Source organism: Blautia pseudococcoides, assembly GCF_001689125.2.
Classification (GTDB): Bacteria; Bacillota; Clostridia; order Lachnospirales; family Lachnospiraceae; genus Blautia; species Blautia pseudococcoides.
Genome location: NZ_CP015405.2, coordinates 2,000,064 through 2,026,260, shown reverse-complemented (window position 1 = coordinate 2,026,260; position 26,197 = coordinate 2,000,064). Strand labels below are relative to the sequence as shown.

29 protein-coding genes and 6 pseudogenes are annotated in these 26,197 nt (G+C 43.5%); 27 read left to right on the top strand and 8 right to left on the bottom strand.

The genetic code is table 11. From position 1 onward, the window contains the following. Position 1 precedes the first annotated feature (1 nt). The 8 genes and pseudogenes from A4V09_RS09665 to A4V09_RS24350 all read left to right on the top strand — a co-directional run bounded on the left by A4V09_RS09665 (position 2) and on the right by A4V09_RS24350 (position 6,971). Entirely contained in the window at positions 2–1,330 is a 1,329-nt protein-coding gene (locus A4V09_RS09665; RefSeq protein WP_065542150.1) for a B12-binding domain-containing radical SAM protein, read from the top strand. A gap of 16 nt (positions 1,331–1,346) precedes the next feature. Continuing rightward, a complete protein-coding gene (locus A4V09_RS09660) occupies positions 1,347–2,195 on the top strand; it encodes an ABC transporter ATP-binding protein (protein WP_065542149.1) in 849 nt (282 codons plus the stop codon). 2 nt (positions 2,196–2,197) lie between these two features. After that, the gene (locus A4V09_RS09655) at positions 2,198–2,851 is read left to right on the top strand and encodes an ABC-2 transporter permease (protein ID WP_242964058.1); all 654 of its coding nucleotides are present in this window, start codon (positions 2,198–2,200) and stop codon (positions 2,849–2,851) included. 47 nt (positions 2,852–2,898) lie between these two features. Beyond that, entirely contained in the window at positions 2,899–3,084 is a 186-nt protein-coding gene (locus tag A4V09_RS09650) for a DUF4177 domain-containing protein (protein ID WP_065542148.1), read from the top strand. A gap of 471 nt (positions 3,085–3,555) precedes the next feature. Further along, positions 3,556–6,153 (top strand): lipocalin-like domain-containing protein, encoded by a 2,598-nt coding sequence (locus tag A4V09_RS09645; RefSeq protein ID WP_065542147.1) that lies wholly within the window; start codon positions 3,556–3,558, stop codon positions 6,151–6,153. Positions 6,154–6,195: 42 nt separating this feature from the next. After that, positions 6,196–6,345: pseudogene (locus A4V09_RS26995) on the top strand (YobI family P-loop NTPase); the annotation flags it as partial. Between the two features lie 30 nt (positions 6,346–6,375). Beyond that, a complete protein-coding gene (locus A4V09_RS26990; protein ID WP_242964056.1) occupies positions 6,376–6,597 on the top strand; it encodes a hypothetical protein in 222 nt (73 codons plus the stop codon). Further along, complete coding sequence (locus A4V09_RS24350) at positions 6,594–6,971, top strand: hypothetical protein (RefSeq protein ID WP_157123486.1); 378 nt, start codon at positions 6,594–6,596, stop codon at positions 6,969–6,971. The genes A4V09_RS26990 and A4V09_RS24350 overlap by 4 nt, the downstream gene beginning before the upstream one ends. A 50-nt stretch (positions 6,972–7,021) precedes the next feature. Here A4V09_RS24350 and A4V09_RS09635 read toward each other — a convergent pair whose 3' ends face one another. Continuing rightward, a complete protein-coding gene (locus A4V09_RS09635) occupies positions 7,022–7,234 on the bottom strand; it encodes a cold-shock protein (RefSeq protein ID WP_018594431.1) in 213 nt (70 codons plus the stop codon). A 424-nt stretch (positions 7,235–7,658) separates the two neighbouring features. Between A4V09_RS09635 and A4V09_RS09630 the strand changes: the two genes are divergently transcribed. After that, entirely contained in the window at positions 7,659–8,069 is a 411-nt protein-coding gene (locus A4V09_RS09630) for a hypothetical protein (RefSeq protein WP_065542145.1), read from the top strand. A gap of 108 nt (positions 8,070–8,177) precedes the next feature. On the opposite strand, the gene A4V09_RS09625 is transcribed toward A4V09_RS09630, so the two are convergent. Further along, a complete protein-coding gene (locus A4V09_RS09625; protein ID WP_065542144.1) occupies positions 8,178–8,411 on the bottom strand; it encodes a kinase in 234 nt (77 codons plus the stop codon). Positions 8,412–8,587: 176 nt separating this feature from the next. Between A4V09_RS09625 and A4V09_RS09620 the strand changes: the two genes are divergently transcribed. Then, entirely contained in the window at positions 8,588–9,487 is a 900-nt protein-coding gene (locus tag A4V09_RS09620; protein ID WP_065542143.1) for a DUF2935 domain-containing protein, read from the top strand. A 349-nt stretch (positions 9,488–9,836) separates the two neighbouring features. On the opposite strand, the gene A4V09_RS09610 is transcribed toward A4V09_RS09620, so the two are convergent. Next, on the bottom strand, positions 9,837–10,832 hold the full coding sequence (locus tag A4V09_RS09610) for an SPL family radical SAM protein (RefSeq protein WP_065542141.1): 996 nt from the start codon (positions 10,830–10,832) through the stop codon (positions 9,837–9,839). 28 nt (positions 10,833–10,860) lie between these two features. Next, a complete protein-coding gene (locus A4V09_RS09605; RefSeq protein WP_065542140.1) occupies positions 10,861–11,718 on the bottom strand; it encodes an AraC family transcriptional regulator in 858 nt (285 codons plus the stop codon). 244 nt (positions 11,719–11,962) lie between these two features. On the opposite strand from A4V09_RS09605, the gene A4V09_RS09600 reads away from it, so the two are divergent. Together A4V09_RS09600 and A4V09_RS09595 are read left to right on the top strand one after the other, a co-directional pair. Beyond that, on the top strand, positions 11,963–14,545 hold the full coding sequence (locus A4V09_RS09600; protein WP_065542139.1) for a glycoside hydrolase family 3 protein: 2,583 nt from the start codon (positions 11,963–11,965) through the stop codon (positions 14,543–14,545). A 149-nt stretch (positions 14,546–14,694) separates the two neighbouring features. Next, on the top strand, positions 14,695–15,204 hold the full coding sequence (locus tag A4V09_RS09595; RefSeq protein ID WP_065542138.1) for a GyrI-like domain-containing protein: 510 nt from the start codon (positions 14,695–14,697) through the stop codon (positions 15,202–15,204). A 50-nt stretch (positions 15,205–15,254) separates the two neighbouring features. Here A4V09_RS09595 and A4V09_RS09590 read toward each other — a convergent pair whose 3' ends face one another. Next, positions 15,255–16,220 carry a helix-turn-helix transcriptional regulator gene (locus A4V09_RS09590; RefSeq protein ID WP_065542137.1) on the bottom strand — a complete coding sequence of 322 codons (966 nt, stop codon included), beginning with the start codon at positions 16,218–16,220 and terminating at the stop codon, positions 15,255–15,257. 203 nt (positions 16,221–16,423) lie between these two features. Here A4V09_RS09590 and A4V09_RS09585 point away from each other — a divergent pair, with 203 nt between their 5' ends. The 6 genes and pseudogenes from A4V09_RS09585 (at position 16,424) to A4V09_RS25320 (ending at position 19,687) form a co-directional block, all read left to right on the top strand. Further along, complete coding sequence (locus A4V09_RS09585) at positions 16,424–16,768, top strand: TIGR04076 family protein (protein ID WP_065542136.1); 345 nt, start codon at positions 16,424–16,426, stop codon at positions 16,766–16,768. A 147-nt stretch (positions 16,769–16,915) separates the two neighbouring features. After that, positions 16,916–17,467, top strand: a complete 552-nt coding sequence (locus A4V09_RS09580; protein WP_065542135.1) for a hypothetical protein — start codon at positions 16,916–16,918, stop codon at positions 17,465–17,467. Between the two features lie 43 nt (positions 17,468–17,510). Beyond that, positions 17,511–17,987, top strand: coding sequence for an RNA polymerase sigma factor (locus tag A4V09_RS09575; RefSeq protein WP_065542134.1), 477 nt, complete (start codon positions 17,511–17,513; stop codon positions 17,985–17,987). Next, positions 17,984–18,691: an anti-sigma-I factor RsgI family protein gene (locus A4V09_RS09570; protein WP_065542133.1), complete on the top strand. Its 708-nt coding sequence runs from the start codon at positions 17,984–17,986 to the stop codon at positions 18,689–18,691. Before A4V09_RS09575 ends, A4V09_RS09570 begins: the two co-directional genes overlap by 4 nt. Before the next feature lie 102 nt (positions 18,692–18,793). Beyond that, a pseudogene (locus tag A4V09_RS26025) lies at positions 18,794–18,988 on the top strand (MerR family transcriptional regulator); the annotation flags it as partial. A gap of 132 nt (positions 18,989–19,120) precedes the next feature. Further along, complete coding sequence (locus A4V09_RS25320; RefSeq protein WP_242964055.1) at positions 19,121–19,687, top strand: TipAS antibiotic-recognition domain-containing protein; 567 nt, start codon at positions 19,121–19,123, stop codon at positions 19,685–19,687. A gap of 100 nt (positions 19,688–19,787) precedes the next feature. Here the strand turns inward: A4V09_RS25320 and A4V09_RS09560 are convergent, their stop codons facing one another. Beyond that, on the bottom strand, positions 19,788–20,030 hold the full coding sequence (locus A4V09_RS09560; RefSeq protein ID WP_065542131.1) for a hypothetical protein: 243 nt from the start codon (positions 20,028–20,030) through the stop codon (positions 19,788–19,790). A 175-nt stretch (positions 20,031–20,205) separates the two neighbouring features. Here A4V09_RS09560 and A4V09_RS26985 point away from each other — a divergent pair, with 175 nt between their 5' ends. The 4 genes and pseudogenes from A4V09_RS26985 (at position 20,206) to A4V09_RS09540 (ending at position 21,134) form a co-directional block, all read left to right on the top strand. Then, positions 20,206–20,370 (top strand): hypothetical protein, encoded by a 165-nt coding sequence (locus A4V09_RS26985; RefSeq protein WP_330396547.1) that lies wholly within the window; start codon positions 20,206–20,208, stop codon positions 20,368–20,370. A 134-nt stretch (positions 20,371–20,504) separates the two neighbouring features. Further along, positions 20,505–20,807 carry a helix-turn-helix domain-containing protein gene (locus A4V09_RS26980; RefSeq protein WP_440132451.1) on the top strand — a complete coding sequence of 101 codons (303 nt, stop codon included), beginning with the start codon at positions 20,505–20,507 and terminating at the stop codon, positions 20,805–20,807. An 85-nt stretch (positions 20,808–20,892) separates the two neighbouring features. Next, positions 20,893–20,985, top strand: a pseudogene (locus A4V09_RS09545) (ATP-binding protein); the annotation flags it as partial. Positions 20,986–20,993: 8 nt separating this feature from the next. Next, complete coding sequence (locus tag A4V09_RS09540; RefSeq protein WP_084043523.1) at positions 20,994–21,134, top strand: transposon-encoded TnpW family protein; 141 nt, start codon at positions 20,994–20,996, stop codon at positions 21,132–21,134. 48 nt (positions 21,135–21,182) lie between these two features. Here A4V09_RS09540 and A4V09_RS09535 read toward each other — a convergent pair whose 3' ends face one another. Beyond that, positions 21,183–21,404: a hypothetical protein gene (locus tag A4V09_RS09535; protein WP_084043522.1), complete on the bottom strand. Its 222-nt coding sequence runs from the start codon at positions 21,402–21,404 to the stop codon at positions 21,183–21,185. A 378-nt stretch (positions 21,405–21,782) separates the two neighbouring features. On the opposite strand from A4V09_RS09535, the pseudogene A4V09_RS09530 reads away from it, so the two are divergent. Then, a pseudogene (locus A4V09_RS09530) lies at positions 21,783–22,337 on the top strand (recombinase family protein); the annotation flags it as partial. Between the two features lie 217 nt (positions 22,338–22,554). On the opposite strand, the pseudogene A4V09_RS26440 reads toward A4V09_RS09530, so the two are convergent. Beyond that, positions 22,555–23,173, bottom strand: a pseudogene (locus A4V09_RS26440) (response regulator transcription factor). A 231-nt stretch (positions 23,174–23,404) separates the two neighbouring features. Between A4V09_RS26440 and A4V09_RS09520 the strand changes: the two are divergent. The 4 genes and pseudogenes from A4V09_RS09520 to A4V09_RS09505 all read left to right on the top strand — a co-directional run bounded on the left by A4V09_RS09520 (position 23,405) and on the right by A4V09_RS09505 (position 26,106). Next, positions 23,405–24,805, top strand: coding sequence for an MATE family efflux transporter (locus A4V09_RS09520; protein WP_065542130.1), 1,401 nt, complete (start codon positions 23,405–23,407; stop codon positions 24,803–24,805). A gap of 89 nt (positions 24,806–24,894) precedes the next feature. Then, positions 24,895–25,344, top strand: a complete 450-nt coding sequence (locus A4V09_RS09515; RefSeq protein ID WP_242964053.1) for a DUF5058 family protein — start codon at positions 24,895–24,897, stop codon at positions 25,342–25,344. 95 nt (positions 25,345–25,439) lie between these two features. Continuing rightward, entirely contained in the window at positions 25,440–25,724 is a 285-nt protein-coding gene (locus A4V09_RS25315) for a hypothetical protein (RefSeq protein WP_242964051.1), read from the top strand. Between the two features lie 2 nt (positions 25,725–25,726). After that, a pseudogene (locus A4V09_RS09505) lies at positions 25,727–26,106 on the top strand (TnpV protein). The last annotated feature ends 91 nt before the right edge of the window (positions 26,107–26,197 follow it).

The following is a 26,197-nucleotide window of genomic DNA, read 5'->3' as shown; positions in this document are numbered from 1 at the left end:
TATGAAAATTAAAAAAGATTCGGATGTTTTATTAATAAATGTACCTCTTGACAGGACGATAAAATATAGAGAGAAATTATCAACTTTAAGCTCAATGCCACCATTAGGGCAACTGTACATTGCGACCTATTTGGAGCAGCATGGATTTAAAGTGAGTTTTATTGATTTAGCTGTAGAATTGTTTGAGATGGAAGAATTCGTTGAATCTTTATCAATCAGTGCGCCTAAAATCGTTGGCTTTGCAACTTATGTTGAATCCTGGAAAATACAGAATATGCTTATAAAGAAGATAAAAGAGATATTGCCTGGTGTTATCATCATAGGAGGGGGGCATTGCGCAACTTTTGAATATGGCAAGATGCTGGATATAGGGTTTGACTATCTTATTAGAGGAGAGGGAGAAGAGGCATTTCTTAATTTTTGTAACTGGAAAATAAAAAAACAAAAGGTTGCAGTAGAAGATATATCTGGGTTAGTATATAAAAAGAATAACGTCGTTCTAAAAAATAAAATTAAGAGAATCAACAATTTAGATGTGCTGCCCTATCCTGATAGAAGATTCTTAAATTTAAAAAGATATAGTTACCCATTTACAATTTCAACAGCAAGAGGGTGCCCTGGAAGGTGTATATTTTGCTCATCTCATGCATTCTGGGGAAACAAAGTTATCATGAGAAGCGCCCAAGATATATATACTGAAGTGGTTGAACTAAACAAACAATATTCCATGACGGATTTTTTTATTATCGATGATACCTTTACATTGAAACCTCAACGGACAAAAGAATTTTGTGAGCTTATTATAAACTATCAACAGGAAAAAAATATGGAATTTTCATGGGGATGTGAATCAAGGGCAGATATTGTAAAGGAAGAGCTGTTATTAAAAATGAAAGCTGCCGGATGCAGAATGATACAATTTGGCATGGAGAGTGGTAATGACGAAATTCTGAAAACAATTAACAAGCATATTACATTTCAACAGGTATATAATGCAGTAGAAATTGCATATCAGTGTGGAATTAAGACAAATGTATCTGTTATGATTGGACATCATGCAGATACTTGTGAAACAATTGAAGAGACCTTGATGAAAGCAAAGTCATTACAGGATAAGTTTGAAGCAAATATATTATTTGCAATTAATACGCCATATCCAGGAACAGAACTGCGCAAAAAACTGAGAGAATATGGTGCTGAATTGATCGTTTCAGAAAATTCAAAATTGAGGGTTGACCGTCCTAGTATGAGGATTAAACATGTTGAAGTAAATAAAATAAGACAATATTATGATATGGCGGAAAGAATGTTCAAAATGAGAAATCTATAATTGTGGAGTTGGTCAGATGAATAGTACTTTAGTGGTAAATCAATTGTCAAAATCTTATCCAGGATTTGAGCTGAGAAATATTTCCTTTGAAATACCTAAAGGTAAAATTATGGGATTAGTTGGTGAAAATGGGGCTGGTAAAAGTACTACAATTAATTCTATACTTAATTTAATAAAGGCCGATAGTGGAACTGTAACTTTTTGGGGACAGAAATTGACAGAAAATAAAAAGCTTAAAGAAGATATAGGAGTTGTGTTTGATGGAATTAATTTTTATGAAACACTTACCCCTAAAAAAGTTGGAAATATTGCAAAAGCGGCTTATACAAAATGGGATACAGCTGCATATACGGGCTATTTAGAGCGGTTTAATATACCTGCAGATAAAGAAATAAAAACATTGTCAAAAGGAACAAAAATGAAATTGTGTATTGCGGTAGCACTTTCTCATAACCCCAAATTATTAATTTTAGATGAGGCTACCAGTGGTCTTGATCCGATTGTACGTTACGATATTTTGGAAGTGTTTTTAGAATTTGTACAAAACGGCGAGAATTCTATATTGATGTCTTCACATATTACGACGGATTTAGAAAAAGTAGCTGATTATATTACTTTTATCCATGAGGGTAAATTGCTTTTCTGTAAATCCAAAAAGGAATTATTGAATCAGTACGGGATTATAGAATGTGAAACAAAAGATTTTAATTTATTAGCTAAAGAAGATGTCCTTGTTAGTCAAAATAGAGTTTCTAGTTGGAAGGTATTGGTGGCTGATAGAGATAAAATAAAAGATAAATACGGCTTAAAAGTCAAAGATATTACACTAGAAGATATTCTTTTGTTATATGTGAAGGGAGAGTAAAAATGATGAAAAGTCTAATTTTAAAGGATTTGTATAATATTGGTCATAATACCAAATCTATGTTATTTATTCTCATCATTTTTGCAGTTGCTATCATTCCTTTTTCTGGTGTAAGTAGCTATATATTTATATGTTCGATTTTATGTAGCATGATGATTGTAACTACATTTTCATTTGATGATAATTCTAATTGGATAAGGTATGCGTTGATACTACCTATTTCTAAAAAAAATATTGTATTAGCAAAGTTTGTAACTTTATTTATTTTCTCTGCCTGTGGTGCTTTGACTGGATTGGTTATTGGAACTGTAGGAGGGAGAATTACCAAAATTATAGATTTTAGTTTGTCAACCTTATGCGAATTGTTATTTTTAACATTGGCTGCATTAGTGATAGCTATGATTTTTGGGGGAATATCAATTCCGCTTGTATATAAATTTGGAGCAGAAAAGGGAAGAATGCTTCTTTTAGTATCTTTTTTGTTGCCAATCGGTCTTTGTTGGGTGATATATCAGCTTTTAGGGGCATTAGGAATTGAACTGACAGAAAAATCAATTTTTGTATTGCTGTGTTGTTTTCCCATTATAGCGCTTTTGTGGGACTATGTAATGTATAGAATAAGCTACAAGATTTTTTACAATAAAGATAATAATTAGCTTAAAGGCGTTTGTAATAGTAAGCAAGAATAATGAGGTGATTTATAATGAAAAAATATGAGTATGTAAATGTCGATTATTTGGCTAAAGGGGTTGTCTTTTCCTCTATTTCGGAATATCAAGGAATTATTAGCAGATATGCGAGTGATGGATATAGATATGTAGGATTTATTCCTACGGAGGTAGGAGCAAATGGATGTCTGCGAAAGATTGACTTGATTTTTGAAAAATAACTACTGCTTGGTAGAATATTGGATAGAAATACTTCCTATATAAGTTGAAATTCTTAATGAAATGGTATAAGACGAAAATATGAACGGATGGAAGACACAATCGACGAAATTTTAGAAGAAATGTGGATATGAGGAATTTTACAAGAAATGTAAGCCCAAAGAGAGAACAGATACATTATAGTCTATATACGCATTACTCATTAGATAATAAAACTGAAACATATTGTCTTTATAGCTTTATCGACAATATATGACAAAAGTAGACAAAAATGAAGTGAAAAACAATAAGAAAATTATTGAAATTAAACAAAGTTGATTTTATAATAAGGATAGAAGTCACATGCTAGAATTTTATAATATCCGTGATCACAATCCTGCAGGGGATCATCTAGCTGTGCTTCCCTGAAAGCAAATAAAAAAGGAGGACATGCAAAATGATGCTTTCATCGAAATGATTCGCATGACAAATGTATGAAAAAAAGAGAGAAATTGAAAAAAATCTTTTCTGGGATAGTCACAGCAGTATTTGCTGTAACACTCATTCCCGCTTCTTTGCCAGAAACGGTTTCAGCTGCTCCACCGGCTTCCCGTGTCTCTGTACATGACCCTTCTATTTTCAAGGATCCCGTGGATGACACTTATTATGTCTTAGGCTCCCATATCGCCTCCGCCAGTTCTGAAGACTTAATCGACTGGGAACAGATAAGCACAGACTATGGAGATACCTCCGCAGCGCCTTTCTATGGAAACCTTCAGGAAACTTTTGCGGAACCTTTCCAATGGGCCGGATATGATGACGGTGACTGCAGCGGTGGAAATTATGCAGTCTGGGCTCCGGACATTGTCTATAACCCTCAGTATGAGTGGGAAGACGGCAGCAAAGGCGCTTACATGATTTACCTGTGTACCTCCTCCACCTGGAGACGTTCCTGTATCGGCTACATGGTCTCCAAAGAAATGGATGGACCCTATGACTACATAGACACCCTGATTTATTCCGGCTTTACCACCAACGGAAATCCGGATGGAAACAGTACCAGAAACACAAAATGGGATAACGATTATCTAAACCTGAAAGAACTGGTAGAATTAGGCCCGGAAAACGGCGGAATCAGCGAAGTCAGCGACAACTGGTTTACTGACAACGGAGACTGGGACAACAACTATGCACCTAACGCTATTGACCCAACGGTATTTTTTGATGCACAGGGGGAACACCTGTATATGACCTACGGCTCCTGGTCCGGCGGATTATTTATTCTGGAATTAAATCCGGCCACAGGAGAAGCCTATTATCCTGGTGTGGATTCTGTAGATGAAGTATCGGGAAATTACACGGACCGGTATTTCGGAACCCATATTGCGGGAGGGAATCATCAGTCCGGAGAAGCTCCTTATATTCTCTATGATGAGGCAACCGAATATTATTATCTGTACGAAACCTACGGCGGCCTTACCGCAGACGGAGGTTATAACATGCGGCTTTTCCGCTCAGAGAATGTCATGGGTCCCTATCTGGACGCAGCAGGAAACAATGCAGCAAACAGCGGTTCCGGAAATTCCTCCTATGGTATTAAGCTGATGGGCAATTATGAGTTTTATGACCAGTTAGGCAAAAAAGCAGCCGGACATAACTCTGCTCTGATTGATGATGACGGGGCTCATTACCTGGTGCATCACCAGCGCTTCAATATTTCCCCTCAGACAGAGCAGCACGAACTGCGCATCCATCAGCAGTTCCTCAATCAGGACCAGTGGCCGGTAACTGCAGTGTACGAATACACCGGCGAAGAAATTGCCCATTATGAGAATTCTCAGGTAATCGGTTCCTATGAATTTATCAACCACGGAACGGATTCCAGCGGGAACATGCTGACTACACAGTTTGTAAATTTAAACGAAGACGGAACAGTTTCCGGGGACTACACCGGAAACTGGACAAAAACCGGTGCTTCCGACGCTCAGGGGAATGATTTAGGATATGATTATCTCACCTTAAATATAGGAGACATCGTATACAAAGGAGTCTTTTTCCAGCAGACAAACGAGGCTGGTTCTCCCCAGTCTGTTATGACTTTCTCAGCCTTTGGAAATGACAATACTTCTGTATGGGGAAGTATGATGCCCAACTCTGATGAAAACCGGGTAAACGCAGCCGCAGCTTCTCTTGATACCTATATCCCCTCTGCAACAGCAGAAAGTATCACACTGCCCACTTCCGTTATGGGCGCAGAGGTAACCTGGTCTTCCTCCAATTCCTCTGTAATGGATGAAAGCGGCAATGTACAGCCTCCCCAGGAGGAAACCGTTGTGACCCTTACGGCCACCGTATCCTTTGGCACAGCCTCTGTGAACAAAGAGTATAATATTACGGTAAGGGCCAGAGCCTCTTTGATTTACGGCTTTGATTTTGAAACTCCGGCCTCTGAAGGGGGACTTTCTCCCACTGAAGCATCTGCAAAAAGCGGAAATGCTTCCTTAATGGGAACCGCCGCTTTGGTGGACGATTCTGAGAGAGGAAATGTTTTGGAGATTACCAATGAAGCGGGCGCCAAAGGTGTAAACTTCCTGAGACTTCCGGAAGATACTTTCTCCACAGTTACAGAACGGGGCTATTCCGTCAGCATGTGGGCCAAGATCTCCGCAGACTCCTGGGAACACAGTGCTTTGTTTGAAGCAGACAACAGCGCCACTGCTCCCAATTATCCTATGACCCGTATCGGTGTCAACCTGATTGCTCGTATCAACGCCAACGGATACAGCGATGTGCAGGGCGAGCTTCTTACCAGCAACGGTGTCAGAGACCAGTGGGAACACATTGTCTATACAGTCAACCCTGACGGCATTAAAGTTTATCTTAACGGACAATTGGTTGGAGAAGAGAAAAAGAACATCGCCTCCTGCTTTGATGCTTCTAATGCAGCCAGCATACAGAAGGCTGTAAATGTATCTGTAGGAAGCGGATTTATCTGGAATGATGAAGATGTGAGAAATGCAAGATTTGATGATGTTAAGGTATATGATGGAACGCTTACTGCAGAGGAAATCATGAGCGCATATCAAAATTAAGGTTGTTTAAGTTAATAGGAAGAAGATAAACAGATCTAACATATGTTAGTAGTGTTAAGGACGGAGCCTATATGTTGTAGGTCCCGTCCTTACTTGCATTATGATAATTTTGTTTATGCAATCAGGGATGATATATTTACGGATACAGACCGGACGAAATTCTTTGATTTTATTATTCCTGTGATACCAATTATTAATTCTACGAATTCAGGAGAGATTTTTTTGCAGAAACTCCAGAAATCACTGGTCCGTATGGCCAAGGTCACGGCCTGGATAGCGGGGGATGACTTTGTATCCCCTGCGGATGTGTCCGCCCAGTTCATTCCTGTGGTCAATCACAGAGTGAGGCTTGGAACCAGGGCGCGTATGGACGGCGCGGAAAAAGAAAATGTGCAGGCCGAGATACTGGAGCGTGAGGAGCAGCCGTTTTTTAAGGGGAGATGACAGATGAGAAAATTGCTGATAACACTGGTACTTCTTTTGTTTTTTTATCTGGCAGGCCTTTACCGCTCTTCTTCGGTTATGGTATTTATCCTGGCATTTCTGGTTTTTTGGCGTGTATAGAGGCCATGGGGGCAGATTTTCAGAAAGTCTGTCAAATGCAGTACCGTCTGTCACTAAAAAAGAAGCCGGACAGATACAGAGGGCTGCCCTTCAGGAGAGTTTCGGCAATGAGGAATTGTCCGGAATGCAGGGGAGAGATGCACGGCGTGTGTATAAGAAGGTCTGCTCTGCTATTTATGAGAGACTGCCTTGGTATAAGAAGATTTATTTCCGGTATGGGAAAGTGTACAGATAAGGGAAGAAAAGATGGTTAAAAAAGAGGCCGTGCATTTGGCTGCACGGCCTCTTTTCATGCAATCAGGAATTATGCTGCACAAACATTAACTGCTTTCAGTTTTCTGCTGTCTTTCGGATCCTGCTCTGTATCAAATGTTACTCTCTGTCCTTCGTCAAGGCTTTTGAAACCATTGGAAACAATAGCGGAAAAATGTACGAATACATCCTCTCCTGTATTGGAATCAGTAATAAATCCGTATCCCTTCTGAGCGTTAAACCATTTCACTGTACCGTTATTCATAATCAGTACCTCCATATATAATATTTGGTCGTAATAAAATAGAAAAAAGCCAACACAGCAATGAATTAAATGGAATCATTGTCTGGTCGGCTCTAAATTCAAATTAATCACTTTTTGTATCATAGCATGATGGGAGGGAAAAGTCAATAGGGAAAAAAATATTTTTTTGCGTAGGGGACGGGAGAAGCGGAGGTGCCGGGAGGGGCGGCGGGGGTGTATCTGTGGCCGCTCGACGTTGCGGAACCTGTGAGCTGACCAATAACTGCGACTAAGACGTTCGCCAATGGGCTCTCGCCTAAGTCTCTGTAATTGGTGGATCTCACAGAACCCTCCACTTAACCGCGCTGCCACAGATACACCCCCGCCGCCCCTCCCGGCACCTCCGCTTCTCCCTGGTTTTCTCTGGCGGTCCACGGAAAAATTGATGAGTGATTATGCAGTTTCAACAGGCAGCAGGATCAAACAACTACTATCAGAGATTGGTGAATCTCTGCTTGAAGATGGTGCAGCAGTGAAAAAAGAAGGCGGCTTGTTCGGTAATAAAGCCGTATATATTCCTGATAGAAGCTACAAGGATGCATTGGCCGGAATCATGAAGGCGGAGGTGGCGAAAGACGAAATTTCTCCTCACGATATATCTCTTGTGTACATTTTAAGCAAAACAAAGAATTTGAACCAATATTTATCAAAACATGAATTTGATGATTTGAAAGCTAAGCTGAAAGAAATGAAGAAGAATCCCCAAAATAAACAATTGGGGGATATGATAAACTATGTGGTTGACCTGACTACTATGTTGATGGCTTGTATTCTTATTGTAACAAGTGTAAATTAAGCGAATGGAAACAGGGCTGCAGGCCAGTTTGGACTGGACACGGAAAACGGACTCATATGAGCCCGTTTTTTCGTTCATGATAATAGAGATCACGCGGGAGGCTGTTATTCACCAGTCTTTCATGACCTGAAGGATTTCTTCTTCATAGTCACCGGTAAGATCCTCATTGCATCCCCCGTGTTTCACATTCGTCTCCACGCCCCAGCCGTTTTCCTGGTATTCCCAGATGTGATAAGGGACACCTCTGTAATCAAAGTCCAGGCTGCCGCAGCCGCCCACCTCATTATATTGAAACTCCAGGGATTTTTCTTTCAGAAGATTTTGTATTTTTTCCAGACGCATATGCATTTCCTTCCTTTGTGGTTATTTACATGTACTATTGTAACAAACAGAAAGAAAAATAGCCAGCAGTCACCCTAAAAATAAGAGAGAAAATTCATGCAGGGTAGGATATGGATCCAAAAGAGACCATTTGCTGTCTTATTTCATATAATATAAAAAACTTAATGGATATATAGATGAAAGATTATGCAGTAATATCACTGGAACTTCACTTGTTTTTTATTAGGATCATGAAGGAACATTCACTTTTTCTTGAGGCCGGATTTCAGATAAAGGATTCAGCCTGCATAAAAAAAGCCGGATGGTTCAGAGAACAATTTGAGAAGATTTTAGGGGAAGTTGTGCAGTTAAGCGACGGCCTGGTGGGATGCGGAGTGCTGAAATCACAGGAAGTGGTGACAGATTTTACAAGGCAGTCAGAGAAAAAGACATCACAGCTTACAGGAATACCCATTGATACATGTATTACGGTCAGGGAAGAAAAGCTCACCGCCGGAAGCGGATGCAGCAGCAGGCAGACAAGGAACGAGGTAAGGATGCTCAACCAGAAAGTTCTGCATTTGCTAAACGGACTGATCGAGTTTAAAGAAGGGATCCTGGCAGATATGGAAGGGTGCAGATTGTTTGCAGCCAATTATCCGCTGCTGATAAAACACATTATAAGGGAGGCAAAATTATATCGTTCCTTTTTATCGGAACTGGAAAGACGCGGTACGATCAGTGCAAAAAGCATGCGTGAGACCGAAATGTTCTGGAATCAGATCATGATGGAACATGCCTTATTTATCCGTGGATTACTGGACCCGTCGGAGGAAGAGCTGATCGCCACTGCTGATGAGTTTGCAGGAGACTATAAAAAACTTTTGTGCGAAGCCAGGAATAAAAATAACAGGACCATGGGTGATCTGACGAAAAAAACATTACAGGAAACAGAAAAATATAGAGATTTCAAGATGGCAGGCACAAAAGGAATTAACGACTGTGAGATCTCATCTATTATCCTGCCTCTGCTTGCAGACCATGTGCTGCGGGAAGCAAACCATTATCTTAGGATTTTAGAGAATACATGTGATTAAAATATATAAAGGTATTTGACACTGGCATAATGCGAAGTGACAAAGGTTTAGAGCTTTTCAATGTATCACCACTTGTTCGCTTGTTTGCGCATGAATATGCCGCCGATCTCCACCATTTCCATGCGGTCTATGCAGGGAGCTTTGATTTTATGGCTTGTTCGTATGATCGCAGGGGCTAACAGCCGCAAACCTGCAACACCAGAATAAAAACAGCAATCAGTGAGCAGAGAATTTTTCTTTTCCGTCGAGCAGCAGGCAAGAAAAACGCCGTCCATTGTCTCCAATGGCGGCGTTTTGATGTAGGTTGGCACCTGTGTTTTCGTTTGTTTCCGGCAATCATCTGATAGATTCAGCTAAAATACAAAATTTCCATATGCGGAAGTTTTCTGGTAAGCTCAGTCCGGAAAAACAGTTCCCCTTCCTGCCTGGAAGGCTGATCATAACCGTATTTACCCCGGCCCCTGACCTGCATTTTTTCTTTGTCATAAAGGTCTGGAGCATCCGGGAAGGCCTCCTCATTGATTTTTCGGTGGACAAAGCTATAGCTCATAAAAATAATTTCTATAAATGCGGTTTTCTTCACTTTTTCGGAAAGTTTTTCAGAAAGAACCGTGATCAATTGACTGTACATATCCTGCCATCCGGGAAGAAATATGACAGGTGCAATGAGGATTCCGCAGGGATATCCTGCCTCACACATTTGGTTGAGAGCTTCCATCCGTTTGTTCAGAGGTGAAGTGCCCAGTTCAATCTGTCGGATGATTTTATCGGGGTTTACGCTCATGCGGAAAATGACCTTTCCGCCGTGGTGCAGGGTAAGCAGGGGAGCCACACTGGCAAATTTGGTTGGGAAAGTCAGACGGCCTTTTTCACTTTCGGCAAAGCGTTCTATGGTCCATTCCAGGTTGTGGGTGATGGTGTTTTCCAGGACCAAGTCACTGTTGCTGCCAATCTCAAAGGTCAGATTTTGGGATGAACGGTTTGCGGTTTTCATGATCTTGTCAAGCATCTCTTCCCGGTTTACGAAAAGACGGAGATAAGAGCATTTATTATAGTTGCAGACCAGATAACAGTACAGACAGGCAGCAATACAGCCGGATGAGGTATAAGGTACAAGAAAATCCGAGACTTTGGCATTGGGTACATGACGGTGGGTTTTGCGGATGCCGATAATGAGATACTGCTTCATTTCTCTGAAAGCAGAGTTGGGCCTTGTGCGCAGTTCGTCTATTTTATTGTGGCTGTCAATGGGAATCCAGGTTCTGTCCTGGTATTTTTGTTTCAGGTATTTTCCGAGTTCATAGCCCATGGCTGCTTCTTCATAGTAGATTTTGTCTGGAAACATATATGCGGACCTCCATGATAGTATAAACTTAGGATGGCAGTTCCGGAGAAAAATATTCCCTGTTTCCGCTTCGTATTCTCTGAGGTGTATCACCATACAGCTTCTTAAAGGTGCGCATAAAAACTTTATAATTGCTGATTCCGTTTCTTTCCATCAGTACAGTGATACTTTCATCCGTATTTTTCAAATCATCATATAAATGCATGGTGCGGACAGAATTCAGATACTCCAGAAAGGTCTGTCCTGTGTATCTTTTAAACAGACGGCAGAAATATTCACGGCTCACGGCAAGGCTTGCGGCGGCGTCATCCAGTGTCAGCGGTTTTTGAAAATGGTCCCGGACCCAGTCCATAACCTGGGTAACCCGCTCTAAATCTCTGTTAGTTCTTACTTCCGGCGCAGCGGGGGAGAGGGAACAGTAATTCTTATACAAGTGGTACAAAAATTCATAGAGATTGGCAGCAAAGAAGAACTGATAGCCATTTTCCTGATAAGTATAGGCATCCAGCATCTGCTCCAGGCACAGACGGAGGTTTGAAAAGCCTTCCGTATGCGCTCTCGGTGAGATCATTGTCTGAAAGTGCAGGTTTGTGCCGGAGGGCAGGAAATTTTGGAGCTGTTCGGCAGAAATCTGCAGCAGGATATAAGAAACTGAGCCATTGGCCCGGGTCATATGGAGTTCTTTACTGTTGATTATCATCAGATCGCCGGGGGTGAGCAGATAGGAACCCGCCTGCACAACCGCGGTCAGTTCCCCTTCCATCATATATAAAACCTCCAGATAATCATGCCAGTGGGCAGGAATGGTCAGGTCTGTACATTGGGACAGCATAAATTTTGCAGGCAGACCATTTGTCTCCCGGACTTTCTCATATTGGTACGGCATGTTTGCCTCCTTTAGATAACGTTGTTTTATCATCAGTGCCAGTGTTCCATCCGGTTAGAAACAAGACCGACAGCACTAGAGTGCGTTTGTCAATACTGACAGAGAACCTTCGGATAATATTCTAGCAAACCGGGGGAAAAATATCAATATCAGCCTATAAATAGCTAAAAAGAACCGTAGAAATTTTGAGGGTTGTTGGTCATAATAGTACATAAAGAAAGACAAGTTATCTGGGAGGAAAACCATGCAGTTAAAAAAGAAAACATTTACGGGAACAACTTCAAATGAAGTGACGGTAAGAGAGACTGAAAACAGAAAAACGGCCCGCCAGGCAGCAGCAGAAGGATTTGTCCTTCTGAAAAACCAGGAGCATATCCTGCCTTTAAAAAAAGGTATAAAGCTTGGCCTGTACGGGGCAGGTGCTGTGAAGACAATAAAGGGCGGTACAGGCTCCGGTGACGTAAACGAGAGAGAATGCATCAACATCTGCCAGGGCTTAAAAAATGCCGGGTATGAGATTACCAGCGATGCCTGGCTGGAGGCCTATGCATCTCTCTATGAGGAGACACGGCTTAAATGGCGGGATGAAATTTTAGGAAAACTGAAAGCATACCATGACAATTTCTTTGAGGCATACTCCACAACTCCCTTTTTCATGCCCTGCGGAAATCCGGTTGATATGGAGAAGGCTTCTGCAGACGGTGCGGACACGGCAATCTATGTGCTGAGCCGTATTGCAGGTGAAAATGCGGACCGCCATGATACAGAGGGGGATTATTTCATTTCCGCTGAGGAAAAAGCGCTGATCGCCCAGTTGTCAAAAGCATATAACTCCCTGGTGCTGGTCATCAACACAGGAGGCCTTGTGGATCTGGCATTTGCGGAGGAATTTGACAATATTAAAGCTGTTCTCCAGTTTGTACAGGCAGGACAGGAGGGGGGAAACGCTTTCGCGGATGTGATATCCGGCAAAGCAGCACCAAGCGGCAAACTGGCGGATACATGGGCTCTTGCTTATAAAGATTATCCCAACAGTGATACGTTCAGCTTTAAAAACGGGGACGTGAATACAGAAAAATACCAGGAAGGCATTTATGTGGGATACCGTTATTTTGATACTTTTGACGTGCCCGTGCGCTATCCTTTTGGTTATGGACTGTCTTATACAGACTTTTCAATCAGCACAAGGGATGTAAAAGCAATAAATACAGAAAACGGCAAACCGGAGATCGCGGTAACTGTGGAGGTGAACAACACGGGAGATACATACTGTGGAAAGGAAGTTGTGCAGATTTATGTTTCCTGCCCCCAGGGGAAGCTGGAAAAAGAGTACCGCCGCCTTGCCGGATTTGCCAAGACAGAGGAATTAAAACCGGGAGAAACCTGCCGCATGACCATTACCTTCCCAGTCTATCAGCTCGCTTCCTTTAGTGAGGAAAAAGCAGCCTGGATCCTGGAACAAGGAACATATGGTATCTGGGTCGGAAATTCCATTCAGGACGCGGAGCTGGCCTGCAGTCTATGCCTGAACCAGGATGCTCTTCTGGTACAGTGCCAGCATATCTGTCCTCTGAAAGAGGAGTTGACGGAACTGGTACCGGACAGGGAGAAGATGAAAGCGAAGGAGGCCGCCTGGCTTGAGCTGGCAGCAGGACTTCCCTCTGTACAGATTCATGCGGAAAAAATTGCGAAAGAAACGGTGGTATATGCGGAACTGCCCAAACATTTTAATGGCAGGGCAGGCGAAATTGTGGAATCTCTTTCCGAAGAACAGCTTGTGCAGATGGCTTGCGGAGACCCGGGGAAAGGCCAGGACGCTGTTATTGGTTCCGCGGGAATCACTGTACCGGGAGCAGCGGCTGAGACTTCTTCCGCTGCATCCAAAGACCCCTGGAATCTGCCGTCCATGGCTCTGGCAGACGGCCCTGCGGGGCTGCGCCTGAACCAAAAATACCAGGTGGTAGACGGGGAAATTGTGCCCGAGAATTTCATGAAATCCATAGAGAAGGGCTTTTTTGCAGAGCCGTCCGAGGAGAAGGGAACTGCTTACTATCAGTATTGTACAGCAATTCCGGTGGGGACACTGCTTGCCCAGACCTGGAATGCGGAACTTGTAAAAGAAGTGGGCGAGATGATAGGAAAAGAGATGGAGCTTTTCCAGGTGACGTTATGGCTTGCTCCGGGTATGAATATCCACAGAAATCCGCTTTGCGGCAGGAATTTTGAATACTATTCCGAAGATCCGCTGTTGTCAGGCATGATGGCTTCTGCCATGACTCTTGGCGTGCAGAAGGTGCCGGGATGCGGGACTACGATCAAACATTTTGCCTGCAACAATCAGGAGGATAACCGTATGGGGTCTGACTCCGTGCTGTCCGAACGGGCTTTGCGGGAGATTTATCTGAAGGGATTTGAGATTGCAGTGAAGAATTCCCAGCCCATGTCCATTATGACATCTTATAATATGATCAACGGTGTACACGCTGCCAACTGCTATGATATCTGTACCAGGGCAGCCAGGGACGAATGGGGCTTCGCGGGAGCTGTCATGACAGACTGGACAACCACCTTTGCGTCTCCCAGAGGGGAGTGTACAGCCGCCGGCTGTATACGTGCAGGCAATGATATGGTAATGCCGGGGATTCCAAAAGACCATGAGAATATCCGCCAGGAACTGCAGGCAGGGACACTGGATATCCGGGAATTGAGACGCTGTATCTGCAATACAGTGAAGCTGATTCTGCAGTCTAACCAGTATGAGGACGCGGTCAGCTACCTGGAGCAGTTTGAAGGTCTGGATACTTACCTGAAAGCAGAAAAATTTTAAAGCTTCCGTAGATGATCTATTTACGAAAGTCCATGTGGAGTGCCGGAAATAAGGTGGAAACGCATAGGGAAACATGGTATAATAAAGCATCAAAATAAACAGGCCATTTTATGTAATGGGATAAAAATCGAAAAGAATGGAGATTACTTATGGCTGAAATTAAACGTGTATACCGTCAAACAATTCCGGCAGTGAAGCTGGTGGGCAGATGCTACAGGGAAGAGGATAAAGAAAACGGTGTATTTGCAAACAAGTGGGGTGAATGGTTTCAAAACGGCCTGTTTGCACCGCTTCAACTGTCCGATGCGGGGGAGGAGCCATTTGAGGATTGCGATGCCTGCATAGGCTTATGCCGCTGCAAAGAGGGAGAGCCGTTTCAGTATTGGATCGGTGTGTTCATGCCGCTGGATGCCTCAGTACCGGATGGATATGACAGTGTTGTATTAGATGCGGGTGATATTGCTGTATGCTGGGTATACGGCAAGGAGCCGGATATCTATACCCATTGTTGTATGAGCCGGCTTGAAGAGGAAGGTTTTGCGTGGAAAGCAGATAAGAATGGAGTAAAGTGGTGCTTTGAGCGATATAGCTGCCCACGTTTTACTACGCCTGACGAAGAAGGCAATGTAATACTTGATATGTGCTTTTATGTGAAATAAATTGGAGACGGAGCAGGGAGCAGGGGCAGAGGTGTCCCGCTCCCTATTCTTTATTTTCGTACGGGTCTGATGTACTTGAAACATTGTGCCGGATCATAATAAAAGTACATGATTCTGCCGGGCGAGGTATCCATGCAGTGATCCGTCTGAGAAAAATCAAAAGATGCCATTGCATGTTCGATTTTATCCTCTACACTGCGGTTTTCCTGTTCATAATCAAATGGTCCATGTTCAAAAACAATATATTCGGCTTCGGGAACATCAGCCACGTACATTTGCGGCGGCACTTCCCCTTCAAAATCAAAAGGAAGCCGTACCCCCCAACATTCGGAACGTAGAAAACCCCAGTCGCAGAGCCTGCCGTCCGGATCGTTCATGTACGCCATGATCTGACCGCTTTTGCAGTTGGGTTCGCTCCCGCCATCATCATCCAGTTTGCCCTTGATACTATCCAGCAATCCGCAGATTGTGTCATGATCCTGCCCTGGAATAAGACTTTGCTTTTGCCAGAAATCCCAATACCCATTACTTTCACGGTTTCTAATGTACAAAAATTTGTGCCGGGGAATGGTTATGTAATAAATTTTAACGCCGTCTGTTGATTTTATCATACCAATCTCTCCTAATCCGAAAAAGTAGCGGTCAAATGCATTTATCTTTGTACGGAGAACAAGAGGTTTCGGATTTTTCCTATAGTCACTGGGCGTGATGCCGTATGTTCCTTTGAAAGCCCTGGTAAAGGCTTCATGTGAGGAAAAGCCATGATCAAAGGCAATATCCAAAAGACTTTTTGTACTGTCCCGCACCTCTTTCAGAGCAAAGGTTAATCTTCTAAGCCGCAGATAATCCCTAAACGGCATTCCCGATATTTCTTTAAATTTCCTGGTTGTGTAGAATTCGGAATATCCCAGCTTATGGGAGAGATTATGAAGTGTTAAGGCTTCATTATCATAATTTTTGATACAGTTGTCAATTTCATCAACGATTCTTTGAATTTGTTTTTGCCACTGGTACATGCGCTTGCCACCTCATGGATGTCACTCTGCCTGCGTGTTTGTGTTTGTCTTATAATGCTACATTATATCATATAGCAAGGATTGTGGTATAAAAAATAATGACAAGTAAAATCAAGCAGTAATTTACTTGTTCCTTTATAATAGGGATTGTCCCCATATTGTCATATTAAAGTGTTGGGGAAATAAAAAGTTGGAGGCTAAGCATGAAAAAATGGTATAATGAGGAATATGAATGGGAAATTGAGGTAATAGGGTTCCTTCGCGGTGACCATACAGAACGATATTGCCGAAACGGTGAGGAGATCGGGGATAAGTATACCTGTACTTACGGTTGTCCTGTAAATGCAGATGGACAGGGGATTTGCTCTAAGGTCATGATGATGTTGTTTCCGGTCATGGAGGCTGTCAGGAGCGGCGGGGATTTAGAAAACATTGGCGGCAGCAGTAAATACTGCAAGGATATTGTATGTCCGGATGGCTGCGTTTTGTTTCGGATGACGGCTAAGAAACTTGAGAATGAAAATTTTTTTAAGGGAAAGTTTTTTTAATTTTTTTAAATTTTTGAAAGGATTTCTCCATTTCAATCGTTTTATTAATATAACGAGGATTTTTCCACTGACGGATTTTTCGGCTGGCGTGGCGGGAAAAGTAATCGGAGAGAATAAAAGGTATGATAAAGAATCGGAGGAATGAATATGAAATTTAATAAGAGAAGAGTTCTAGGGGTAACTGCAGCAGGTGTGATCTTGGCGGGGACTATGAGTACAATTGTTATGGCCGGCGGGAAGGATGACAACAGCCGGCTGCGGTGCAGGGATACTGTGTGCAGCCAGCATGGAGCGGATTGTCAGAATCGGGAAGACTGTGTATCCGGATATAACTGTCGGAATCAGGAAAATTGTGTAAACAGTTTAACCGGACAAAGCCAGGGAAACGGAATAGATAATACGGGAGACCTCTCAATAGTAGATGCTGTAAAGGAAGCTGACAGCCAAAGTGATGCAGACAGTGTAAATGACGCGTCCGGTCAGAATAAAACACAAGTTATATACGGAACGAATCACTGGAATCATGAAAATTGCGTGAATGGTACCAACTGCGAAAATCGGGAGGCCCATATGGATACAGAAGGCTGTCAGAACCGGGAAGAATGTGTGAATTCCCAGTACAGCGGCTCCGCTTCCGGTACAGCAGGAGGCCATGGTGCGCGTCATGGCGGAAACCGTGGAAGCCACCACGGAAAATAATGTGGATTGCTTGATCATATAAAGCCGAAAGGATTTTATTCACATGATGACAAAATGGGACATCAATCTAATAGTGGAAGAATACGCAGATACCATAACCCGTATCTGCTATTCTTATGGAAAAAATTATGATGATACCCAGGACATTATGCAGAATGTATTTTTAAAACTAATGCGTGCCAATCCGGAATTTGATTCAAAAGAGCATGAAAAGGCCTGGATCATCCGGGTTACCATTAATGAATGTAAAGATTTTTTGAAGAACATTTTCAGAAGGCATGCTTCTTTGGAGGAAATACAGGAAATACCCATAGAGGAGGAAGAGGATTTATCTTACATCCGAGAGGCGGTCCTAAAACTGCCGGACAAATACAAATCGGTCATCTATCTTTTTTATTATGAGGGCTACACGGCAGTGGAAATAGCGGGTATCCTCCATAAAAAAGAGAACACAATTTATACCTGGATGAACCGCGCCAGACAGATGCTGAAAGAAATGGTGGGAGGTGACGTGGAATGAGCAGGAAAATCAGAGATGCATTCGATTCTGTAAAAGCGGATAAACAGATGAAGGAAAAAACCAAAGAAAATCTGACCGCCCAACTGGAGCACTGTTCTAAACGCCGCTTTTATCAAAGACCAGTGTTTTACAGAACGCTGGCCGGAGCTTTGCTGCTGGTCCTGGTGTTTGCGGGGAGTATGAAGGCTTATGAGATAAAAGCTGAGGCAGCTTATATCACTATGGAAGGTCCGGTTGAGATTGGGCTTTCCGTAAACGGGAAGGATACCGTGATCTCAGCAGAAGGGCTGAATGCCGACGGAGAAAATATTGTCTCTCAGGTGGATGTTACAGGAATGCATTACCGGGAAGCCCTGCAGGCTATCATGGGAACAGATTCCTATCAGGAGTGCCAGGGAGGAAGGGCAAAGGTAAAGGTTTCCTGTCGTGATGACAAACAGGAAGCGGATATGCAGCAGAGTGCTGATGAGACGTGTCATTCCTATGGCCGGCAATACCGCGAACATCACGGTCAGGAACATGAGGAAGAGACAGAAGGCCACCGGGATAATCACAGCGGGCAATACGGCAGAAAACATGGGGATACCGTTCAGGAGAATCAGCCGGGAGGTCAGCAGGAGAATCGACAGAGAGTCCGGTCATATGATGCTGCGGGAAAGGAGAATGGGGAGCATGGGCACAGAAAGGGACATCTAATTCCTTAAATTAACCATTGACTCTCACGCTCCGTGATAGTGTATGATAAAATCATCAAAAAAATTTGATACAGAACAGCAAAACATACAAACAGAAGGGAGTGGAACCGTATTAAGACAGTAAAACAGGTTTCTGAGCTTACAGGAATCAGTGTCAGGACCTTACAGTATTATGACGAGATAGGGCTTCTGGCGCCAACGAAGCTGACGGATTCCGGCTATCGGTTATATGATGAGGATGCGCTGGAGACATTACAGCAAATACTTTTTTTCAAAGAGCTGGATTTTTCCTTAAAAGAGATCAAAGGGATAATAGAAAATCCCTGCTATGACAAGATAGCAGCGTATAAGCAGCAGAAACGACTATTGGAAACGAAACGAAAACGGCTGGACAAAATGATTTGTCTGCTGGGGAAATTAGAGCAGGGGGAAACGTGTATGAGTTTTAAAGAATTTGATACAGAAGAATATTTTAACATGTTGTCCGCATTCAGGAAAGAGCATGAAGATTCTGTCATAAAAAGTTTTGGCAGTGTAGAGGCCTTTGATGAGTGGGTGAGTAAATGGAAAGGAAAAGAATCCATACTTGCTGACTCGGCAATGAAAAACTATGGGAGCATGGAAGAATTTATAGAGGCCATGAAAAACAACCTGGAAAAAATGCCTGATTTGATGGAAAAAGGAAAGAAACTCAGAGAAGGCGGGGGACTGGAGCGAAACAAAGAACTGACCCAGGCTTTGATGTCTGATCTGACGAGAGACCCTGGATGTGAGGAAGTACAGGAGATTATAAGGGAATGTGTGGAAATTACGGAAAAACTGTACGAAGGAATGGAGATGGGAAATAATTTCTGGGAAAACATGGTGGACAGTTATCTGCATGAAAAAGCCCTGATAGAAAGTCTGGATAAGATGTACGGTAAGGGAGCCTCCGAATTCACGGGCAAAGCCTACCGGTATTATTTTCAGAACAGAACAGAAAAGCATAGGATCAATATAACATAAAGAAAAAGTTTTGAGGGAAGTCTGATAAAACAGCCTTCCCCCAAATAGCATTCATACGCATAGAAATTTGCGGAGTGTGGGTTCTGTTCTTTACTCCAATTCAGGCGTCTTTTGCGCCGACATGATAAGTAGCAATAAAGTAAATCAGATACACGCCTCCAAACAGCAGCAGTGCAAGCCCGAAATAAGACCAGGAGGGCGCCTGAATACCGGAGTATTTTACGAAGTTATGACTGATAAAGCCAACAATGCCTCCGCTTAGCAGAACGGCTCCTGCAAAGGGACAGATATAGTAAATGACAAGCTGCCGGAATATTACCTGGTTTAACTCCTTTGCGCGCATGCCCAGTTTGCCCAGAAGCTGATTCGGCTCTTACAGAGCCGCCGTTGACAGCCCCGCTTGTTTTCGCTGTTGGGTAATCAAGGGGCGACAGCAAAAAGTGCTGCCGCCCTTTGTCATCATAAAAAAGCAACTATCAACCAGCACAGCCATTTGTGGAGGAAAGGGGGAATTTTCTATGACTTGCACAGAAGAATACAAAGAGCATATCGAGTACACATTCCACGCTTTTTGTAAAATCGTTATTCGCAACGCCAGCTACACAGCGTTAAGGACATGGAGCAGGAAGCACAAAAGAGAAATATCCCTTGACTACATTACAGATAAAAGCACTACCCTTTAGGCACGACAGATGAATATTTCAAAGCCCCAGAGCCGGACGAGGAATACATACTCCACCTTTGCGGCGATGCCGTTATCTTAAACAACGGTCTACTGGTACAAGCCCTCTCCCGTCTGCCAGCGCAGAAGCAGGAAATGCTCTACCTGTCCTTTTTCAAGCGTATGCCGCAGCATGAAATCGGCAGACGGTACGGACGCAGCCGCAGCGCAGCGGGCTACCATATCCGAAAAGCCATACAGCAGCTTTACGAGGAAATGGAGGGACGAATGAGGAATAGCAGGCTTCTCCCCTATGACACAATCGTACAGGCTACCAGCGGCGAGCCGGAAGCGGTCAACACCGTATTGCAGTATTATGGGCAGCGAATACGCCATGCTTCCCGTATCAAGGGTCAAGCCGACAAGGAAGCGAGGACTTCATCACGGAAACGCTGCTGAAAGCATTATTTAAGTTTCGCTTTAGCCGAGTATCCCCGCCCGTTACAACTGAATAACCGCCGCCCATTACAGCGGCACATAGAAGCTTGCCGGTTGCATTGCAAACGCCCTCATGGAGAAAGAAATCTCCGTAAAAATGACGAACTTTGCCCTTATCCTTAATGACCTTGCCGCCACCCGGACTGCGTGACGGAAATCCGCATGGGAAACACCGTCCTTGTTGTGTCCGGCTTTTTCAAGCAGGGCGCAAAGGAAACCGCAGCCGACAAAATGGCGAAGGTGCTGGAAGCGGAGGCTGCTACGCAAAAATCGTCTTATACGGTGTGAGGGCATGGAAAAGCGGTCATGCCCGGAAGCATGACCGCCTTTTCAGTCTTAGATTTTTGATTTTTTACGAAAGACGATGGTCAATACTACGCAAATAACAATCCCAATTAAATATGGAATTGCATAGACGAAAGCTGTACTTGCAGGTGCGCTATATCCAGCAGTTTTAGCTCCCCACAATATATCGCAGTAGTTGAAAGCCACAACAGCGCACATAATGTCGGACAGCATGATTGCCAATGCGCCAAAAATAAAAGATAAAGTTTTCACGTTTGTTCCTCCTGTTTACTTTTTCTTTGAGCCTTTTAGGAGTAAACCCGCACCAACAACGATAGCGTTAAGCATATCCAAAACAACCGTAGAACGCTATATATTTGGATATGCAATCCCGCAACTGCCAGTTGCAGATGTTAATGAACTATATTTTAACAGGAAAAACACTTTTTCCTCTTTGTATTTCTATTTTACCTTATGAACATGAATAAATCTACCATTATAGTTTTACGATAACTCTTATTTTGAAAAATCAGCAATTTGATGGGCGGTAAAGAAGCACTTTTTACACTTTGCCGCTATACAAGCCGCCCCGCTGTATGGTACAATTTAAATACGGAATAGTGGGGCTGGCTGTCGGAAATGGAGGACATTATGTTAAGACAGACAACCCAAACCCTGATTACCGCCCTTTATCCGAGATTATCCCACGAAGAGGAACTGCAAGGGGAAGGCAACTCTATATTCAACCAAAAGCGCATTTTGGAAACCTACGCCAAGCAGAACGGCTATACCAATCTCTGCTGGTACACGGACGACGGTTATAGCGGTGCGAACTTCCAAAGACCCGGCTTTCAAGCCATGCTTGCGGACATTGAAGCCGGGAAAGTCGGCACAGTCATAGGCAAGGATATGCCACGGTTAGGGCGAAATTATCTCCAAGTGGGAATGTACACGGAAATGCTTTTCCCACAGAAAGGCGTCCGCTTTATCGCTATCAATGACGGAGTGGACAGCGCACAGGGGGACAACGATTTTACCCCGCTGCGCAATCTTTTCAACGAATGGATGGTGAGAGATACGAGCAAGAAAATCAAGGCGGTCAAGAAAGCCAAAGGCCTAAGCGGAAAGCCTGTTACCAGCAAGCCCGTGTACGGCTACCTCATGGACGAGGACGAGAATTTCATCATTGACGAGGAAGCCGCCCCAGAACGAAGTACGCCGCCAGCGCATTGATATTTATTACAGCTTTGTCGGCAAGATTGACTTGCCCGAAGAATAAGCCCGACCTATCCGACACCCTGCGCAAGTGCCGGATAGGAACGGCAAAATTTTTTACACTTCTATTGCTTCTTTACACATCAGCAAATGCACAGGATATGCAGCAGTATGGTCAGTGTCTTGTCCTTTAAATAATCCGCAAAATTCATATTCGGTAGCCCTGTCCTCTCTTTGTTTCAATCAGATGTTCCACACCGATTTCACGCAGTTTGCTGCGGATGCGGGTGATATTGACACTCAGTGTATTGTCGTCAATGAAAATCTGATTGTCCCACAAATCATCAATAATGTCCTCCCTGGGTACAATTTCACCGCACCGGGAAAATAAATTCCAGCAGATGCGCAGCTCATTTTTGGTAAGCTCCGCTGTTTTGCCGCCGCAGGTCAGTGTGCTGTTCAAAAGATTAAGTCTGCATCCCCTGCAGGTCAGGATACAGGAATCAGATACCGCATTATCCCGGCCCGAGCGCTTCAGGACTGCCGCGATTCTGGCCAGAAGTATGGGGGGGGTACATATGGTTTGGTGATGTAATCGTCCCCGCCCATCATTATGCCGTTCCGTTCATCCATGGAAGACTGCGGCTTGTCACAAAGATGATAGGCGTGTCTTTTGTTTTACGGATCTCCCTGCACAGGGACAGGCCGTCAAGCCCCGGCAGCCGGATATCCAGAAGGATCAAGTCAGGGGAAAGCACCTCCACCTGGGCGGGAACATCGGTGAAATTTTCTATACTGTCTGCATGATACAGAGCGTTTTCCAGCATCAGTTTCAGTTCACTGCGGATGTCGGTATCGTCTTCAATGATCAATAGATGGTACAAGTTCTGGCCTCCTGCTGTCTTATGTTTTTATTCCTTGTAAAGGTTTGCAATGAAAAGGAAAATCCATTGCGTGAATTGGGAAAAACAGGTATAATGCTTAGAAAAGAAAAACTATGGAAAGTGGAGCATCGGGGCTTAGAGGTTCATGGATAAAAGAGGGATGGAGACAGTGAAATGACTGGAGTACAGAGGACAGAAAACAGAAACCTACATATCAAGGTAAATAAAACATTTTATTACAGCTTTTTTTCTATTTACGCGGCATTGGTGCTGCAGAATGTTATCACCCTCAGCGTAAATCTGGCGGATAATATGATGCTGGGGGCTTACAGTGAGACTTCGCTGGCAGGTGTGGCGGCGGTGAACCAGATTCAGTTTGTATTTCAGCAGATTCTCATGGCACTCGGAGACGGGCTGGTGATTTTCTGCAGCCAGTATTGGGGGAAAAAGCAGACCGGACCTATGAAAAAAATAGCTGCCACAGCCATGCATGCCGGACTTGTAGTGGCAGTCCTTTTGTTTGTGGGGGTCAGCCTTTTTCCGTACCAGGCTGTGGGGATTTTTACCACAGACAGGCATATTATTGAGGAAGGGGTACAATATCTGAATATCATCCGGTTTACTTATTTATTCTTTGCGGTTACCCAGCTTTTGCTGGCAGCCCTTAGAAGCGTGGAGGTGGTAAAAATTGCGTTCTGCCTCTCCATTATGACATTTTTTATCAACTGCGGAATCAATTATGTGCTGATATACGGAAATTTCGGCGCACCGGAGATGGGGACAGCAGGCGCCGCGGTGGGGACGCTGACTGCCAGAATCGTGGAGTGTGCTGTACTGATCGTATACATAATAAATAAGGAAAAGAACCTGAATCTCAGGTTAAAGGATTATCTCCAGTTTGACAAGGTTTTCTGTAAGGATTATTTTAGGATCACAGCCCCTATGGTGGTGGTGCAGAGTCTTTGGGGAGTCAATACTGCGCTGCAGACTGTAATTCTGGGCCATATGACATCAGCGGCGATCGCTGCCAACAGTGCTGCCTCCACTTTATTTCTGATGGTAAAATCCACAGCCGTGGGGGCGGCCTCCACGGCGTCCATTATCATTGGAAAAACCATTGGAACAGGGGATATAGCGCTGACGAAAGTCTATGCAAAAGTAATGCAGAGAATGTTTCTGGTAATTGGGATTTTGTCGGGTATCCTCCTGTTCTTTATCCGTATTCCCATTCTGAACCTTTACGATCTGTCATCTGCCACCAAAGATATGGCAAATACATTTTTGATCATTCTCAGCATAGTCTGCATTGGAATGTCCTATCAGATGCCCACTAACAATGGAATCATAAGAGGCGGGGGCAATGCCATGTTTGTGGTGAAGATGGATTTGATCAGTATATGGCTTATCGTCATACCGTTATCTTTCTTTATGGCGTTTGTTATGAAGGCATCTCCGGCAGTGGTGGTATGCTGCCTGAATGCGGACCAGATATTTAAGTGCATTCCTGCATTTTTAGAATCGCACTATGGGAACTGGATACGAAAACTGACCAGGGATGAAAGCCCTGCATCGTAAAAATTCCCCGCCGGCAAAGGTAGTTCAGGAATCCTGCCTGCGGCTGTGTGGAGACGGAACCAAAATCTTGAAATGAGGGAGGAAAGAGAATGAAATTTCAACCAAACAGTGCATTTTTGTTTACCCTGGCAGGGCTGGTGATATTGTTTGTCATTGTACAGTCCATATTTTTTCTGGTACGGGCTTACAGACGGGGGAAAAGCCTGGGTATCGAGACGGCACAGATGAAGAAAACTATTGTGTCAACAGCCGTTTTTACCCTTGCGCCGGCGGTATCTATACTGCTGGGAGTTATCACTTTGTCAAAGTTTCTGGGACTGCCGCTGCCGTGGCTGAGGCTTAGTGTGATCGGGGCTATTACATATGAACTTCCTGCGGCGACTTCCACAGCAAATGCGCTGCATATTTCCCTGTCGGAGACAATAACAGACCCAAAGGTTTATACAGCCATCTGCTGGGTTATGACTCTCGGTATTTTTCCGGGGCTTATATGGGTACCGCTTTTCATTAAGAAAATCCAGGGCGGTCTTTTGAAATAAAAAACAAGGACAGCAAAGGCTGTTACCACATAAGGAGGTAATTTGAAAAACAACAGTAAATAACCTTATGGGCAACAGCAAAGGCAAAAGATAGCGTGGAAGGCAGAAATGCTTTTTACGCTGTCTTTTTCAAAATAGAAATCGCACATTCGCAAAGAAAAACTTCTGTTGCTACTAAGGCAAAGGGGGGGCAGCCAGATATGCGGAATCAAAAATATTACATAGCAAATGACGAGTATGAGCGAAGAATTATCATTAACAGCTTGAATAATTTGAGAAACAGGCTGATAGCCGATGGAAGATACAGCGATGCTATTGACGAGATTCTTGTTAAATTTTTTAAAGCGTCAATCAAAAAAATAAAAAGAAAGGCGGATTGATTATGAAGAAAACAATTTTTGAAGAAATGGGAGGAACTTATGTACGTTACGTCAAGGAGATTATTTCATTCCCTGCCTTACCTTACCAACCGAAAAAGAAACAGCTATCAACATTTGGGGACAGCGGCACTTGAGGTATCTGAAAGAATACCACAGAATTACATACACAAATCTTCTTACAAGCGGCAGGCTTAATGCTTACCTTGCAGACATTGATAGACAGGCACAGAAACGCTTTGAAACGCTCGCAGAGCAGATGAAACAGGCACAGGGTATCACAGAGCAGTTAAAGGATGAAAACGCCTTAGAATGGGTCGGAAGAATGAATTACATTCGGGCGTGTGCGATGGAGATTGTTGAGAAGGAAATCATCTTTGCATAAGCAGACAAAGACGGCAGGGAGAAATCTCTGCCGTTTTTCTCTTTCGAGGAGTGGTTATAGAACGGTCTAAAAATTCTTAATATATAATCTC